Origin of the sequence: Vreelandella hamiltonii (assembly GCF_014651775.1) — a bacterium.
In the GTDB taxonomy this organism is placed as follows: domain Bacteria; phylum Pseudomonadota; class Gammaproteobacteria; order Pseudomonadales; family Halomonadaceae; genus Vreelandella; species Vreelandella hamiltonii.
Genome location: NZ_BMXN01000002.1, coordinates 232661 through 249415 on the forward strand (window position 1 = coordinate 232661; position 16755 = coordinate 249415).

Consider the following 16755-nt stretch of genomic DNA (forward strand, 5'->3'; position numbering starts at 1 on the left):
AGATCATGGCCAACCGTTTGAATAACGATTTTCAGTTCGTCGACGTGGGTCGTAAAGACCCCGAGAAAAAACCGGCACATACCCGTGCCAAAGAGTTCGCGGAAATCTACGAGCCCTTCAAGCCCACCGATGCGGCCAGTCAGGCGCATCGCTGCTTGCACTGTGGCAACCCGTACTGCGAATGGAAGTGCCCGGTACATAACTATATTCCCAACTGGCTGCAGCTGGTGGTGGAAGGCAACATCATCGAAGCCGCCGAGCTGTCCCACAAGACCAACTCGCTGCCGGAAGTGTGTGGCCGCGTGTGCCCGCAGGATCGCCTGTGCGAGGGCGACTGCACTCTGAACGATGGCTTTGGTGCCGTCACCATCGGCTCCGTAGAGAAGTATATTACCGATACCGCCTTTGCCATGGGCTGGCGCCCGGACATGTCCAAGGTGGTCTGGACCGACAAGAAGGTCGCCATTGTAGGGGCGGGGCCTGCGGGCCTCGGCTGTGCCGACATTCTGGCGCGTAACGGCGTCAAGCCCGTGGTGTTCGACAAGTACCCGGAAATTGGCGGCCTGCTGACCTTCGGTATCCCGGAGTTCAAGCTGGAAAAGAACGTCATGGAGCGCCGCCGCGCGGTCTTCGAGGAGATGGGCGTCGAGTTCCGCCTGAATACCGAAATCGGCACCGACATCGAGTTCGAGACGCTGCTGCAGGAGTACGATGCGGTGTTCCTGGGCATGGGCACCTACAAGTACATGCAGGGTGGCTTCCCCGGCGAAGACCTGCCCGGTGTCTACAAGGCGCTGGACTTCCTGATTGCCAACGTCAACCGCCGCCTGGGCTTCGAAAAAGACCCCAGCGACTTCATCTCCATGGAAGGCAAGCGGGTCGTGGTGCTGGGTGGTGGCGATACCGCCATGGACTGTAACCGCACCTCGATTCGTCAGCGTGCTGCCAGCGTGACCTGTGCCTATCGCCGCGACGAAGAGAACATGCCGGGTTCGCGCCGTGAAGTGGCCAACGCCCGGGAAGAGGGCGTCGAGTTCCTGTTCAACCGCCAGCCGGTGGCGGTGGTTGGGGACGACAAGGTCGAGGGCGTGAAGGTCGTGCGGACGCGCTTGGGCGAGCCGGATGAAAACGGTCGCCGTCGCCCGGAAGTGGTGCCCGGCTCCGAAGAGATCATTGCCGCCGATGCGGTGGTGGTGGCCTTTGGTTTCCAGGCAAGCCCGGCCCCATGGTTCAAAAGCGCCAATATCGAGGTCAACGACTGGGATCTGGTCAAGGCACCCGAGCATGGCCAGTATGCGTTCCAGACCAGCAACGAGAAAATCTTTGCTGGTGGCGATATGGTGCGCGGTTCGGACCTCGTGGTGACGGCCATTTATGAAGGCCGCCAGGCCGCCGAAGGCATTCTGGACTACCTGGGCGTTTAAGCGTGTAACGAGGCGGCTGATAGGGGGTGCCTGAGGCACCCCTTTGCCCGATAAATCGGCCTCCCACTGCTTATGGGTAGCCAGTGGTTAGTGTGGGAGGCAGCTTTAGCTCGCGACCCGGCACGGCGCTCATTTCAGTTCAAATTGAGCCGAAGGGTGTAATCTGCTATTCTGTCGTCCCATCCTGGTGTGGCTTTCTGTTACGCCTTTTGATCACGTTTCGACAGGTTTTCCATGACACGATATATCTTCGTGACCGGCGGCGTTGTGTCCTCTCTTGGCAAGGGCATCGCGTCGGCCTCGCTGGCGGCGATTCTCGAGGCTCGCGGCCTTAAGGTCACCATGCTCAAGCTCGACCCGTACATCAACGTGGATCCGGGCACCATGAGTCCTTTCCAGCACGGCGAGGTGTTCGTCACCGAGGATGGCGCCGAGACGGATCTGGACCTGGGGCACTACGAGCGCTTCATCCGTACCAAGATGACCCAGCGCAACAACTTCACCACCGGCCGAGTGTACGAGCACGTACTGCGCAAGGAGCGTCGTGGTGACTACCTGGGCGGCACGGTACAGGTCATTCCCCATATCACCGATGAGATCAAGCAGCGTGTCTACGCCGGCGGCGAAGGCTTCGACGTGGCGCTGGTGGAGATCGGTGGCACGGTCGGCGATATCGAATCGCTGCCCTTCCTGGAATCCATTCGTCAGATTCGCAGCGAGTTGGGCGCCAGCCGCGCCATCTACATGCACCTGACTCTGGTGCCCTATATCAAGACCGCTGGCGAAACCAAGACCAAGCCGACCCAGCACAGCGTCAAGGAGCTGCGCTCCATCGGTATCCAGCCGGACATTCTGATTTGCCGCAGCGAAGTCGAGCTGGAAGAGAGCGAGCGTCGCAAGATCGCGCTGTTCACCAACGTGGAAGAGCGTGCGGTCGTGCCGCTGCAAGACGCCGACACCATCTACCGCATTCCGCTGATGCTCCACGAGCACGGTCTGGACGATATCGTCTGCGACAAGCTGCGCCTGGAAGCGGCACCGGCCGATCTTTCCGAGTGGATCAAGGTACTCGATGCCAAGCTCAACCCGCTGAAATCCATCAGCATCGCCATGGTCGGTAAGTACATGGAGCTGCTGGATGCTTACAAGTCATTGAACGAAGCGCTGATCCACGCCGGTATCCAGGGGCGTATCAAGGTCAACGTGGACTACATCGACTCCGAAGATATCGAGCGTCACGGTACCGAGCGCCTGGCTGGCAAAGACGCCATTCTGGTGCCGGGCGGCTTTGGTGAGCGTGGCGTCGAAGGCAAGATTCTGACCGCCCAGTTCGCCCGTGAAAACAACATCCCCTACCTGGGTATCTGCCTGGGCATGCAGGTGGCGGTGATCGAGTTCGCACGTAACGTGGCAGGCTGGAAAGACGCCAACTCCACCGAGTTCACCCACGACACCAAGCACCCGGTAGTGGGGCTGATTACCGAGTGGATCAACGCCGAAGGCAAGATCGAGCTGCGCGATGCGGCCTCTGATCTGGGCGGCACCATGCGTCTGGGTGGCCAGGTGTGTCACTTGACGTCAGGCAGCAAGGCGCGCGAGGCGTACGGCGCTGACGAGATCGTCGAGCGCCATCGCCATCGCTTCGAAGTCAACAACCAGTTCATCGACGAGCTGGAGCGTGCAGGCCTGGTGATTTCAGGCAAGAGCGTGGACCAGTCGCTGGTGGAGATGGTCGAGCTTGCCGACCACCCCTGGTACGTGGCGTGTCAGTTCCATCCGGAATTCACCTCCACGCCGCGTGATGGCCATCCGCTGTTCTCCGGGTTCGTCAACGCCGCGCTCGAGTACAAGACGGCACGTACCCGTGCCCACGCCACACCTCAGGAATAAAGGGGGAAGCATGTCTTCTCAATCCCAATTCCCAGAGCATCACATCCACGTTGCCGGCTTAACCGCCGGCAATTCTTTGCCACTCATGCTGCTGGGCGGCATGAACGTGCTGGAGTCGGCGGAACTGGCCGATGAAGTCGCGCAGGCTTACGTGGCCGTGACGCAAAAGCTGGGCATGCCGTATGTGTTCAAGGCCAGTTTCGACAAGGCCAACCGCAGCTCGATTCACTCATATCGTGGCCCTGGGATGGAGAAAGGGCTGCAGATATTGGCCGATATCAAGGCGCGCTATAACGTGCCCATCATTACCGATGTGCACGAGCCCTGGCAGGCTGCGCCTGCGGCCGAGGTAGCCGATATCATCCAGCTTCCGGCTTTCCTGGCGCGCCAGACCGATCTGGTGGTGGCCATGGCCAAGACGGGCGCTGCCATCAACATCAAGAAGCCTCAGTTTCTGGCACCCCATGAAATGCGCCATATCCTCAGCAAGTTTCAGGAAGCGGGCAATGACCGCCTGATGCTCTGCGAGCGCGGCACCAGCTTTGGCTACAACAACCTGGTGGTGGACATGCTGGGCTTTGGCGATATGAAGCACACCGGCTATCCGGTGTTTTTCGACGTGACCCACGCCCTGCAGCGCCCCGGTGGCCGTGCCGACAGCGCCGACGGCCGCCGTGCCCAGGTGGCCGAGCTGGCCCGTGCGGGCGTGGCGGTAGGCCTGGCGGGGCTGTTTCTGGAAGCCCACCCGGACCCGGACAACGCCAAATGCGACGGCCCGTGTGCGCTGCCGCTGGACCAGTTGGAGCCCTTCCTGACGCAGCTGGCGCAGTTGGATACCTTGGTGAAAGGCTTCGACCCTTTGACCATCCGTTAATCGCTGCGATAAACCGTGGTATACATTGGACCTAACCTCCATCAGACCGACAACCAAAGGACACTGTCATGACCAAAATTGTTGAAATCAGTGCGCTGGAAGTGCTCGATTCGCGCGGCAACCCGACCGTTCAGGCAACCGTGCGTCTGGAAAGCGGTGCCGTAGGCAGCGCCTGCGCGCCCAGCGGTGCCTCTACCGGCTCCCGCGAAGCACTCGAGCTGCGTGATGGCGACAAGGCGCGTTACCTCGGCAAAGGCGTGTTGAAAGCCGTGGACGCCGTGAATGGCAAGATCCGTGATGCGTTGTTGGGGATGGATGCACGGGACCAGCGCGGTCTGGATGACGCCATGCTGGCGCTGGACGGCACCGACAACAAGGCCACCTTGGGCGCCAACGCCATTCTGGCCGTGTCGCTGGCCGCTGCCAAAGCCGCTGCCAACGCCAAGGGCGTACCGCTGTATGCGCACATTGCCGAGCTATACGGTCAACCAGGCCAGTACAGCATGCCGGTACCGATGATGAACATCCTCAACGGCGGTGAGCACGCCGACAATAACGTGGATATTCAGGAGTTCATGGTGCAGCCGGTCGGCGCTGCCAACTTCCGTGAAGGCCTGCGCATGGGCGCGGAAATTTTCCACGCGCTGAAGAAAGTGCTGTCTGCCAAGGGGCTGTCTACCTCGGTAGGGGATGAGGGTGGCTTCGCGCCCAACCTGACATCCAACGCCGAGGCACTGGCCGTCATCAAGCAGGCGGTGGCCGATGCCGGTTATACCCTGGGCAGCGATGTCACCCTGGCGCTGGACTGCGCTGCCTCCGAATTCTACAAGGACGGTCAGTACGACCTGGCCGGAGAAGGCAAGCGTTACGACTCCGAAGGGTTTGCCGACTACCTGGCGGGCCTGTGTGCGGACTACCCCATCGTCTCTATCGAAGACGGCATGGACGAATCCGACTGGGCGGGCTGGAAAGCCCTGACCGACAAGCTGGGCGACAAGGTGCAGCTAGTGGGCGATGACCTGTTCGTGACCAACACCAAGATCCTCAAGCGTGGCATCGACGAGCAGATCGGTAACTCGATCCTGATCAAGTTCAACCAGATTGGCTCGCTCTCCGAAACCCTCGATGCGATCAAGATGGCCCAGGACGCTGGCTTCACGGCGGTCATCTCTCACCGCAGTGGTGAGACCGAAGACACCACCATTGCCGACCTGGCCGTGGGCACGTGTGCAGGACAGATCAAGACCGGCTCGCTGTGTCGTTCTGACCGTGTGGCCAAATACAACCGTCTGCTGGTCATCGAAGCAGAGCTGGGGGAAGTGACCTACCCCGGTTTGAAGGCCATCAAGGGCCAATAAGCGAAAAACCAGAGGCGGCGTGTAAGAGATCTCTCAAAAATTTGTAAGAGATCTCTTACAAATGCCGACGACATTCGCTCGAAACCTTGTAAGAAAAAGCGAAATTTTTCACTAATCCAACTTTAAGTGATTGTCTTGGTTGGGTTTTATGAAAGAAAGGCGAGCCCCTTGGGCTCGCCTTTTGCGTATTGGGTCCGCTTGAGAAGTTGCGCTGTTCTGCCACAATGCATTCAGGACAAGGGGAGGCAAGGATGCTTCAGGCAGGATGCAACGGGATGTATGCAGGTGCGCCGGGTGACACAGTGATGTGAGCCCTGGCAAGGAAGTCACCTGAGGAGGTTGACCCAGGGAGTGGTCAGAGGAAGTGCTTGGAGCGGGCGGCCTACGGGCCGCCTTTTTTTTGCGTGCGCATTAGTCAGGCCAAAAAAAACCAGCGCGAACGCTGGTTCTCAGGAAATGCCGTGTCGCTGCGATCAGCGCTCCAGCTTTTCGAGCTTGCCGGGCTTGCCGTCCCACTCTTCGGCATCGGGCAGCGGGTCTTTCTTCTCGGCAATATTGGGCCACACGTCGGCCAGCTCGGCGTTGATCTCGATGAACTGCTCTTGCCCATCCGGTATCTCGTCTTCCGAGAAAATGGCCTCGGCGGGGCACTCCGGCTCGCAGAGGGCGCAATCGATGCACTCATCCGGGTGGATGACCAGGAAGTTGGGGCCTTCATAGAAACAGTCGACCGGGCAAACTTCCACGCAGTCGGTGTACTTGCATTGGATGCAGTTCTCGGTAACGACAAACGTCATCTCACTATCCCTCTTGCGGGACCGGAGCGTTCTCCGGTCGTGTTTAATCGCGAATGGTTATAGATTAGCCGTTTTTTATAAGCTAAATGTGGCGCCATTTTAGTAGTGCTGCCCCATGGCGGCAAGCGCCAGGCATCAATCTCACCCGTGTTTACAGCATCGAGCGCCACTGGTAGAGCAGATCCAGCGCCTCGCGTGGTGATAAATCGTCGATGTCAGTGCTGGTCAGTGCGTCCACTACCGGATGTGGCGCGCTGGCAAACAGGTCGTTCTGCTGAGGCGCCTGGGAGCCTGACAAGGGCCGCTGCTGAGTGTCCACGTCGCGCTGTTCCAGCGTCATCAGCTTCTCCCGTGCGCGACGAATCACCGGCCCCGGCACCCCGGCCAGTTGAGCGACCTGTAGCCCGTAGCTCTGGCTGGCGGGGCCGGCTTCGATGCGGTGCATGAAGACGATGCCATCCCCGTGCTCGGTGGCCGTCAGGTGAATGTTGGCCACCCCCTCGGCCTGCTCGGGCAGCGCGGTCATTTCGAAGTAGTGCGTCGCGAACAGCGTCAGCGCGCGGGCCCGGGCCAAATGTTCGGCGCTGGCCCAGGCCAGCGACAAGCCGTCGAAGGTGCTGGTGCCGCGCCCGATCTCGTCCATCAGTACCAAGCTGTGCTCGGTGGCATTGTGCAGGATATTGGCGGTTTCGGTCATTTCCACCATGAAGGTGGAGCGCCCGCCTGCCAGGTCATCGGAGGAGCCGATACGGGTAAAGATGCGATCGACGGGGCCAACCTCGGCGGCATCGGCAGGCACGAAACTGCCGCTGTGTGCCAGGAGGGCAATGAGTGCCGTCTGGCGCATGTAGGTCGATTTACCCCCCATGTTGGGGCCGGTAATGATCAGCATGTGCTGTTCAGGCGTCAGCATGACGTCGTTGGGCACGAACGGTTTGTCGCTGACCTGCTCCACGACCGGGTGGCGGCCCGCGGTAATGGTAATGCCCGTGGTCGCGACCAACTGTGGGCGCACCCAGTTGAGCGCCTCGGCGCGTTCGGCAAAGGCGCACAGCACGTCCAGCTCGGCCAAGGCCCGCGAGGTGGCTTGCAGGGCATGCAGCTGCTCATTCAGGGTGGCCAACAGCTGTTCGTAGAGCCATTTCTCTCGGGTCAGTGCGCGTGACTTGGCGGACAGTGCCTTGTCTTCGAACTCTTTCAACTCGGGAATGATGAAGCGTTCGGCGTTTTTCAGCGTCTGGCGACGAATGTAGTCTGCAGGCGCCTGCTGGGCCTGGGAGCGGGGCAGCTCGATGAAGTAGCCATGGACGCGGTTGTAACCCACTTTGAGGTTGGCCAGGCCGGTGCGCTCGCGTTCGCGCAGTTCGAGCTGGACCAGGTAATCGCCCGCGTTCTCGGCCATGCCCCGGTGTTCATCCAGCTCGGCATCGAAGCCATCGGCAATCACGCCGCCGTCACGAATCACCACCGGTGGGTTGTCGACCAGGGCTCGGTTCAGCGTCTCGGCCAGCGTCGGGTAGGGGCGGATGTTCGGTGTCAGGCCGTCCAGAGCGCTACCGGTATCGATATCGGCCAGCAGCGCTTCCAGGGTAGGCAGCGTGGTGAGGGCGTCACGCAGTCTTGCCAGGTCACGTGGGCGAGCGCTGTACAGGGCAACCCGGGCGAGAATCCGCTCCACGTCGCCTACATCGCTCAGCGTCTCGCGCAGGCTCATGTAAGCGGCATCGATGGAGAGCAGGGCAACGCCCGCCTGGCGTCCTTCGACGATGTCTCGTTGGCGCAGGGGGCGGTTCAACCAGCGTTTGAGCAACCGTGAGCCCATGGCGGTGGCGCAGGTGTCCAGTACGCTGGCCAGGGTGTTGTCGCCGTTGCCGCCGAGGTTGATGTCGATTTCCAGATTGCGGCGGCTGGCCGCATCGATCACCACCGCGTCGTCGCGATTCTCCACGCTGATGGACGTGACATGGGGCAGCCGCGAGCGCTGGGTGTCCCGGGCATAGTCGATCAAGACGCCTGCGGCCACCAAAGCGGTGGAGAGATGCGCGCAGCCAAACCCGCGCAAGTCGCTCACTTCGAACTGGTCGCACAGGCTGCGCGTGGCGCTTTCCAGGTCGAATAGCCATTCACCCTGGCGGCGCAGGCTGCGCTTGTGCGACCAGGCGTCGGGCAGCGAAAGGCTTTCAGGCACCAGCAGTTCGGCAGGTGACAGGCGGGTCAGCTCGGCCAGCATTTCGGCCTCGCTCTCTACCTCCAGCACGTTGAAGCGCCCGCTGGAAAGCTCCAGCCAGGCAAGCCCCCAGCCTTCCTTGCCCGGGGCCACGGCCACCAGCACGTTGTCGCGTCGGGCATCCAGCAGCGCCTCGTCGTGCAGCGTACCAGGGGTCACGATGCGCACCACCTGGCGCTCGACAGGGCCTTTGCTGGTGGCGGGGTCGCCAATTTGCTCGCAAATGGCCACCGATTCGCCACCCGCTACCAGCCTGGCAAGGTAGCCCTCGGCGCTGTGATAAGGCACGCCTGCCATGGGGATCGGCTTGCCGCCCGACTGACCGCGCTGGGTCAAGGTGATATCCAGCAGCGCTGCTGCCCGTTTGGCGTCGTCAAAAAACAGTTCGTAGAAGTCCCCCATGCGGTAGAACAGCAATACCTCGGGGTGCTCGCGTTTGATTTTCAAATACTGCGCCATCATCGGCGTATGGGCGGGGCTGGCCTGTGACATGAGCGTCCTGATTGAGCGTGGCGCAGACCTGAACGGCATGCGGCATGTTCGTTGGGCAATTTCGTTGAGAAAGCTAAACGCAGTATTCTACGCTACCCTAAGGTCTTACATGAAGGAGTCACCATGGCCCCCAGTGTTTCCAGTCTCAAGAATCTCGATTTATCACTGTTGGCTCAACGACTTGGGCGGCTTTGCCAGCAGCTGCACGTCGAAGTGACCACCGCCGAGTCGTGCACGGGAGGTGGCATTGCCAGCGCCATTACCTCCACGGCCGGTAGCTCGGCTTACTTCACCGCAGGCTATGTGACCTACTCCAACGCTGCCAAGACTCGCCTGCTGGGGGTCGAGCCTGCGCTGCTGGAAGCCCATGGCGCGGTCAGTGAATCGGTCGTGCGGGCCATGGTAGCGGGCGCCTGTCGTGACAGCGGTGCCGACCTGGCCGTAGCGGTCAGCGGGGTTGCCGGGCCGGAAGGCGGTAGCGAGGAGAAACCGGTGGGCACCGTGTGGCTGGCCTGGGGCGATGCCGAGAGCCAGCAGGCAGAGCGTTTTCATTTTCCAGGTGACCGCCAGGCGGTGCGCGAGCAGGCGGTCCGTGAAGCTCTGGCAGGGTTGGTCGCTCGGCTTTCTGCCCTGGCCGCCAAGAAATAATCGTTAAAGTTGCCGCCGAGGATTTGTTTCATCGCTGATCTTTGGCATACTACTGGCTAATTATACAGCTTGTTATGAGGAATCTCTGCATGGCTCAGGAAGACAACCGCACAAAAGCGCTGAACGCGGCACTCAGCCAGATCGATCGTCAGTTCGGCAAGGGCACCGTCATGCGTCTGGGCGATGCGCCTCGCGTCGTCATGCCGTCTGTCTCCACCGGTTCGCTGGGGCTGGACATTGCGCTCGGCATCGGCGGGCTGCCGTTTGGTCGTGTCGTCGAAATCTTTGGCCCAGAGTCATCCGGTAAAACCACGCTGACCCTGTCAGTCATTGCCCAGGCGCAAAAGCAGGGCAAAGTGTGTGCCTTCGTGGACGCCGAGCACGCGCTGGACCCCAGCTACGCCGAAAAACTCGGCGTCAACCTGGACGACCTGCTGGTCTCCCAGCCCGATACGGGTGAGCAGGCGCTGGAAATCACCGACATGCTGGTCCGCTCGGGCGGCGTGGACGTGATCATCATCGACTCCGTGGCGGCGCTGACGCCCCGTGCCGAGATCGAAGGCGAAATGGGTGATTCCCACGTGGGCCTGCAGGCGCGTTTGATGTCCCAGGCGCTGCGTAAAATCACCGGTAACATCAAGAACGCCAACTGTCTGGTGATTTTCATCAACCAGATCCGCATGAAGATCGGCGTGATGTTCGGCAGCCCCGAAACGACCACCGGGGGTAATGCCCTGAAGTTCTACGCCAGCGTGCGCCTGGATATCCGCCGTACGGGCTCCGTGAAGTCTGGCGACGAAGTCACGGGTAACGAAACCCGCGTCAAGGTCGTGAAGAACAAGGTCGCACCGCCGTTCCGCCAGGCAGAGTTCCAGATTCTCTACGGCAAGGGCATTTATCACGCAGGCGAAGTCATCGACCTGGGCGTGCAGTGCAGCCTGGTAGACAAGGCGGGCGCCTGGTACAGCTACAAGGGCAGCAAGATCGGCCAGGGCAAGGCCAATGCGGCCCAGTACTTGGAAGAGCATCCCGAGATCATGGAAGAGATCGAATCTCAAATCCGTGAGCAACTGCTGGCCAAGGTAGAGCCGAAGAAAGAAGAAGCCCCAGCAGCAGATGTGGCAGCCGAGGGTGATGACGATCTGCTTTGAACCAGGCTGTTGGCGTTGTCGGGCAGGAGACGTGAATGTTTTCTGCTAAAGCCGATGCTTCGCCAAGAGAGTGGGCGATTCAGTGGCTGGCTCGGCGCGAGTACTCCCGCGCCGAGCTGGCCCGCAAGCTCGAGCAAAAGGCCTTCGAGGCTGACGAGATCAGCGCCTGCCTCGATGCGCTGGCCGAGCAGGCGCTGCAGTCGGACGAGCGTTTTGCCGAAAGCTTCATCCGCTCACGCATCGCTCGCGGACAGGGAGTGATTCGCATCAAGGGAGAGCTGCGCCAGCGCGGTGTCGATGCGCAAACCTTTGCCGCTGCGCTGGTGGCGGTGGAAGCGCGCGAAGCCGTGGACTGGTTCGAGCTGGCCCGCCAAACGTTGGAGCGCCGCTTCAGCTCGCCGGGCGAGACGCCCAAGGAGCGCGCCAAGCGAGAACGTTTTCTGGCCGGGCGTGGCTTCGATTTCGAGCAAATTCGCTATGCAATCTCCTGTTTGTCGCCCTCTTCTTAACCCGTTCAGGGGTTTCATCTGCCTGCTCAGGGCTGTCTAGTACCTCGCTCAGGGTTGTTTATAAGCCCGCTCAAGGCTGTCTATAAACCCGCTCAAGGCTGTCTATAACCCCGCTCAGGGCTGTTTATAAGCCCGCCCAAGGCTGTTCACCACGCGGTTCCCTACCTCTAAATTATCGTGCCACCCGCCCTCTATTTATTGTGTCATTAGGGGCTCTGCCACTATCTGCGGCTTTAGTCGTTTGACAACTGCGTTATAATGGGCGTTTTGCGACCCCAGCGGGTAGCGGCGACAGCGCCCTGGGGCATCACGCTTTCTTGTCACGGATACCCTATGAAAAGCGCAGAACTCAGACAGGCCTTTCTCGATTATTTCGAACAGCAGGGGCACACCGTTGTGCCCACCGGCTCCTTGGTGCCGGGCAACGACGCGACGCTGCTCTTCACCAATGCAGGCATGGTGCCCTTCAAGGATGTGTTCCTAGGCCGAGATCCGCGACCCTACGTTCGTGCGGCATCTGCGCAGCGCTGCGTGCGTGCTGGCGGCAAGCACAACGATCTGGATAACGTCGGCTACACCGCGCGCCACCACACTTTCTTCGAAATGCTGGGCAATTTCAGCTTTGGCGACTATTTCAAGCGTGATGCCATTCGCTTTGCCTGGACGTTCCTGACCGAGCGTCTGGGGCTGCCTGCCGAAAAATTGTGGGTCACGGTGTTCACCGAAGATGACGAGGCCTACGCCATCTGGGCCGATGAGATTGGTGTGCCACGCGAACGCATTGCGCGCATTGGTGCCAAGGACAACTTCTGGCAGATGGGCGACACCGGCCCCTGTGGCCCATGTTCCGAGATCTTCTTCGATCACGGCCCGGAAGTCTGGGGTGGCCCGCCCGGAACGCCTGAGGAAGACGGTGACCGTTTCATCGAAATCTGGAACCTGGTCTTCATGCAGTACGACCGTTCAGCCGATGGCACGCTGCACCCGCTGCCCAAGCCGTCGATCGATACCGGCATGGGGCTGGAGCGCGTGGCGGCGGTGATGCAGGGCGTACACTCCAACTACGAGATCGACCTGTTCCAGAACCTGCTGCAAGCCGCGGCCCAGGCGACCGGGCATCAGGACACGACGACGCCATCACTGCGCGTGATTGCCGACCATATTCGCTCGTGCGCCTTCCTGATTGCCGACGGCGTGCTGCCTTCCAACGAAGGGCGCGGCTACGTACTGCGTCGTATCATCCGTCGCGCCATTCGCCATGGCCACAAGCTGGGCGCGGCCGAGCCGTTCTTCCACAAGCTGGTGAGCGCGCTGGATGCCGAAATGGGCGATGCCTACCCCGAGCTGCGTGAGGCCAGCGAGCAGATTGCTCGCGTGCTGCTGAAAGAGGAAGAGCAGTTCGCCCGTACGCTGGATCATGGCATGGGGCTGCTGAATGCTGCGCTGGAAGAGTTGCAAGGCGACGTGCTGCCCGGTGAGACCGTGTTCAAGCTGTACGATACCTACGGTTTCCCCTTCGATTTGACCGCCGACGTGTGCCGCGAGCGGGAAGTCACCCTGGATGAAGAAGGCTTCCAGCGTGAACTGGAAGCGCAGCGTGAACGCGCGCGTGCCGCCAGCCAGTTCGGGGCCGACTACACCGCCTCCATCGAACTGGAAGGCGAGACGCAGTTTACCGGCTACGAGCAGTTGGAAGATCGGGCCACCGTGACGGCGCTCGTGGACAGCGAAGGCAATGCTCTGGCGGCCCTGGAAGCGGGCCAGAAGGGCACCGTGGTGCTGGACCGCACGCCATTCTACGGCGAGTCCGGCGGCCAGGTGGGCGACACGGGCTACCTGCACGTCGATGGTGGCCGCTTCCAGGTCACCGATACTCAGAAGCAGCGCGGCCATCACCTGCATCAGGGGGTGATGGTGGAAGGCTCGCTGAGCGTGGGTGCCCACGTACGCGGTGAAGTGGACGCCAGCTTGCGCAGCGCGACCATTCGCAACCACTCGGCGACCCACCTGCTGCACAAAGCGCTGCGTATGGTGCTTGGCGATCACGTTCAGCAGAAAGGCTCGCTGGTCAACGCCGAGCGCCTGCGCTTTGACTTCAGCCATTTCGAGCCGATGACCGCTGATCAGCTCGCTGAAGTGGAGCGCATCGTCAACGCTCAGATCCTGGCCAATGCTCCGACGAAGATCGAGCAGATGAGCCTGGCCGATGCCAAGGCCAAAGGCGCGGCGGCACTGTTCGAGGCGAAATACGCCGACAACGTGCGCGTACTGACCATTGGTGCCGACGATTTCTCCATCGAGCTGTGTGGCGGTACTCACGTAAGCCGCAGTGGCGACATCGGCTGCTGCCATGTGGTCAGCGAAGTGGGTATTGCCTCCGGCGTACGCCGCATCGAGGCGATCACCGGAGAAAACGCGCTGGCGTACTTCCGCGAGCAGGAGGCCCGAGTACAGCGCCTGGGCGAGCGTCTGAAAACCAAGCCCGAGCAGGTAGAAGCGCGCGTGGAATCGCTGGTCGAGCGCAACCGCAGCCTGGAGAAAGAGCTGGAGCAACTGAAGGCCAAGCTGGCCAGCGCGGCAGGCAGCGACATGCTCAGCCAGGTTCAGGAAGTGGCTGGCGTGAAGCTGCTGGTCACTCAGCTCGAAGGCGTCTCTGGCAAGGACTTGCGCGGCGTGCTGGATCAGCTCAAGAACAAGCTGGGCTCGGGCGTCATCATGCTGGGCGTGGCCGATGCCGCTGCTGGCAAGGTCAGCCTGATTGCCGGCGTCACGGACGATCTGTCTGGCCGTGTGAAGGCTGGCGAGCTGGTCAACCATGTGGCCTCCCAGGTCGGCGGTAAAGGGGGCGGTCGTGCCGATATGGCTCAAGCGGGCGGTAGCCAGCCCGATGCGCTGCCAGGAGCGTTGAATAGCGTTCCGGCCTGGTTGGAAAACACGCTTAGCTAAAAAGGAAGGCCGGTGGCATTATTTGCTGCCGGCCTTTTTGTTCGTCAGGAAAATTGGCAATAACAACATTCACCCTCCATTCCCGAACGTAAAGGAAAAACGGCATATGGCACTATACGTACAGAAGTTCGGCGGCACTTCGGTGGGCTCTGTCGACCGTATCAAAGCCGTGGCGGAAAAGGTCAAAGGCTTTCGTGACCAGGGGCACCAGGTCGTCGTCGTCGTCTCTGCGATGAGTGGCGAAACCAACCGCCTGACCGATATGGCGCATGCCCTGAACGAAGACCCCGCCCCGCGTGAAATGGATATGCTGCTCTCGACAGGCGAGCAGGTCACCATCTCTCTGCTGGCCATGGCGCTGCAGCACATTGGCGTCTCGGCAACGTCCCATACCGGTGCACAGGTAGGCATTCATACCGATAGCGCGTATACCAAAGCGCGTATCCAGCGTATCGAAACCGATGACCTGAAAGCCGATCTGGATGCTGGCAAGGTCGTGGTGGTCGCCGGTTTCCAAGGGGTGGACGAAAACGGCAACATCACCACGCTGGGGCGTGGCGGCTCGGACACCACTGGCGTGGCGCTGGCAGCGGCCCTGGGGGCCGATGAGTGCCAGATCTATACCGACGTGGACGGTGTCTACACCACGGACCCACGCGTCTGCTCCAAGGCTCAGCGCCTGGAGAGCATCACGGTAGAGGAAATGCTGGAACTGGCCAGTCTGGGCTCCAAAGTGCTGCAGATTCGCGCGGTGGAATTCGCTGGCAAGTACAACGTACCGCTACGGGTACTGTCGAGCTTTGAAGATGGCCCTGGCACCCTGATTGTTGCAGACTCTGACCAAGACGAGGACTCTATGGAAGAACCGCTAATCTCCGGTATCGCGTTTACCAAGAACGAAGCCAAGCTGACCCTGCTGCACACGCCCGATGTGCCCGGCGTTGCCTCTCGAATCCTGGGCCCCATTGCCGACGCCAACATCGAAGTGGACATGATCGTCCAAAATGTAGCACCGGCCGGTGACTACACCGATTTCACTTTCACGGTAGCAAAAGGTGACTACAAGGCCACCAAGAAGCTGCTGGAAGAGACCGTCATTCCCGATCTCGGCGGCGGCGAACTGCGCGGCGACGACAACATTGCCAAGGTGTCGCTGGTGGGCGTAGGTATGCGCTCGCATGCTGGCGTGGCATCGAAAATGTTCCGCGTGCTGGCCGAAGAGAACGTGAATATTCGCATGGTATCGACGTCTGAGATCAAGATTTCCGTGGTGATCGACGAAAAACACATGGAACTTGCGGTCAATGCCTTGCACAAGGCATTCGGCTTGGACAAGGCCGATATCGAATCTGAATAACAATTGTCCCTCAAACCTTCTACGCTGAAGGTACTCGCTACCGAGTGGTGGTGGGCTTCCATTCAACGGGAGGTTAAGGTGTCATAGGGTTAAAGCCATTGGTGGCAGGGGTCACCATGCCGCATAATGGCGTGGTGACGCCACCGGCGGACACATCCCGTTGTATAAAAACGTCTGAGAAGGAGATCAGCCATGCTCATCCTAACCCGCCGCGTTGGCGAAACGCTGATGATCGGTGATGAAATCACCGTCACAGTGTTAGGTGTGAAAGGTAATCAAGTGCGCATTGGTGTGAACGCACCAAAAGATGTCGCGGTACACCGTGAAGAGATCTATCAGCGCATTCAGCGTGAACGTAATAGCGAAAGCGAAGCAGAATAAATGGCCGCCAGTGTCGCGCTCACAAAGGGCGCTTTAGCGGTAACTATCAGGTCGGCGCGAAAAAAAATCGGCACAGGGGTGGACACCAGCCCTCATAATCGGTAACATTCGCGCCGTGCTGTTGAGGAGAGGTGGCCGAGTGGCTGAAGGCGCTCCCCTGCTAAGGGAGTATAGGGTTTATAGCCCTATCGAGGGTTCGAATCCCTCCCTCTCCGCCAGCCGCACCATGTAACATTGTTTGATACGTAGCATCGTTCGATACGCGCCCGTAGCTCAGCTGGATAGAGTACCTGACTACGAATCAGGTGGTCGGAGGTTCGAATCCTCCCGGGCGCGCCAAGTTGCAAACGTAAGGTTTTGATGTTACAGTAGTTTCATTGCTTTTCGAGAAAAGCATGACTGTCAAGCGCCCGTAGCTCAGCTGGATAGAGTACCTGACTACGAATCAGGTGGTCGGAGGTTCGAATCCTCCCGGGCGCGCCAGATTCCAAAACCCGCTCTCTTATCAGAGGGCGGGTTTTCTGCTTCTAGCCTGATCGACGTGGCTCGCGCGTTGATCTTGCGATCGTGTAAAGCGCCCCCGCATCTTGCGGAAGGGCGCTTTTTTTTGCTCGGTAGTTTATGGTTCGGTGGGTTCAGGTTCGATAGGTTCAGGTTCGATAGGTTCTGGTTCGATAGCTTCTTGTTCGTAGCGTTGGGTT

12 protein-coding genes and 3 tRNA genes are annotated in these 16755 nt (G+C 60.3%); 13 read left to right on the top strand and 2 right to left on the bottom strand.

The window, feature by feature from the left end; translation table 11 throughout:
• Positions 1-5: 5 nt before the first annotated feature.
• The 4 genes from IE091_RS02900 (at position 6) to eno (ending at position 5546) form a co-directional block, all read left to right on the top strand.
• Positions 6-1424 (top strand): FAD-dependent oxidoreductase, encoded by a 1419-nt coding sequence (locus IE091_RS02900; RefSeq protein WP_039180089.1) that lies wholly within the window; start codon positions 6-8, stop codon positions 1422-1424.
• A gap of 234 nt (positions 1425-1658) precedes the next feature.
• Complete coding sequence (locus IE091_RS02905) at positions 1659-3314, top strand: CTP synthase (protein ID WP_039180087.1); 1656 nt, start codon at positions 1659-1661, stop codon at positions 3312-3314.
• Positions 3315-3324: 10 nt separating this feature from the next.
• Positions 3325-4188, top strand: coding sequence for a 3-deoxy-8-phosphooctulonate synthase (gene kdsA, locus IE091_RS02910; RefSeq protein ID WP_096922340.1), 864 nt, complete (start codon positions 3325-3327; stop codon positions 4186-4188).
• A 68-nt stretch (positions 4189-4256) separates the two neighbouring features.
• On the top strand, positions 4257-5546 hold the full coding sequence (gene eno / locus IE091_RS02915) for a phosphopyruvate hydratase (protein WP_144982204.1): 1290 nt from the start codon (positions 4257-4259) through the stop codon (positions 5544-5546).
• A gap of 473 nt (positions 5547-6019) precedes the next feature.
• Here the strand turns inward: eno and fdxA are convergent, their stop codons facing one another.
• The gene (gene fdxA / locus IE091_RS02920) at positions 6020-6343 is read right to left on the bottom strand and encodes a ferredoxin FdxA (protein ID WP_039180081.1); all 324 of its coding nucleotides are present in this window, start codon (positions 6341-6343) and stop codon (positions 6020-6022) included.
• Positions 6344-6494: 151 nt separating this feature from the next.
• Entirely contained in the window at positions 6495-9062 is a 2568-nt protein-coding gene (gene mutS, locus IE091_RS02925) for a DNA mismatch repair protein MutS (protein ID WP_189462777.1), read from the bottom strand.
• A gap of 123 nt (positions 9063-9185) precedes the next feature.
• On the opposite strand from mutS, the gene IE091_RS02930 reads away from it, so the two are divergent.
• The 9 genes from IE091_RS02930 (at position 9186) to IE091_RS02970 (ending at position 16537) form a co-directional block, all read left to right on the top strand.
• The gene (locus IE091_RS02930; RefSeq protein ID WP_144982198.1) at positions 9186-9710 is read left to right on the top strand and encodes a CinA family protein; all 525 of its coding nucleotides are present in this window, start codon (positions 9186-9188) and stop codon (positions 9708-9710) included.
• Between the two features lie 89 nt (positions 9711-9799).
• On the top strand, positions 9800-10861 hold the full coding sequence (gene recA / locus IE091_RS02935; RefSeq protein ID WP_039180074.1) for a recombinase RecA: 1062 nt from the start codon (positions 9800-9802) through the stop codon (positions 10859-10861).
• Between the two features lie 35 nt (positions 10862-10896).
• Positions 10897-11370, top strand: a complete 474-nt coding sequence (locus IE091_RS02940; protein ID WP_144982195.1) for a regulatory protein RecX — start codon at positions 10897-10899, stop codon at positions 11368-11370.
• A 333-nt stretch (positions 11371-11703) separates the two neighbouring features.
• A complete protein-coding gene (gene alaS / locus IE091_RS02945) occupies positions 11704-14316 on the top strand; it encodes an alanine--tRNA ligase (RefSeq protein ID WP_189462779.1) in 2613 nt (870 codons plus the stop codon).
• Between the two features lie 106 nt (positions 14317-14422).
• On the top strand, positions 14423-15673 hold the full coding sequence (locus IE091_RS02950) for an aspartate kinase (RefSeq protein WP_039180069.1): 1251 nt from the start codon (positions 14423-14425) through the stop codon (positions 15671-15673).
• Positions 15674-15865: 192 nt separating this feature from the next.
• Positions 15866-16054, top strand: coding sequence for a carbon storage regulator CsrA (gene csrA, locus IE091_RS02955; protein ID WP_039180068.1), 189 nt, complete (start codon positions 15866-15868; stop codon positions 16052-16054).
• Between the two features lie 125 nt (positions 16055-16179).
• Positions 16180-16272: transfer RNA gene (locus IE091_RS02960), tRNA-Ser, on the top strand.
• 44 nt (positions 16273-16316) lie between these two features.
• Positions 16317-16393, top strand: a tRNA-Arg gene (locus IE091_RS02965).
• A 67-nt stretch (positions 16394-16460) separates the two neighbouring features.
• Positions 16461-16537 (top strand) — tRNA-Arg (locus tag IE091_RS02970).
• Positions 16538-16755: the final 218 nt, after the last annotated feature.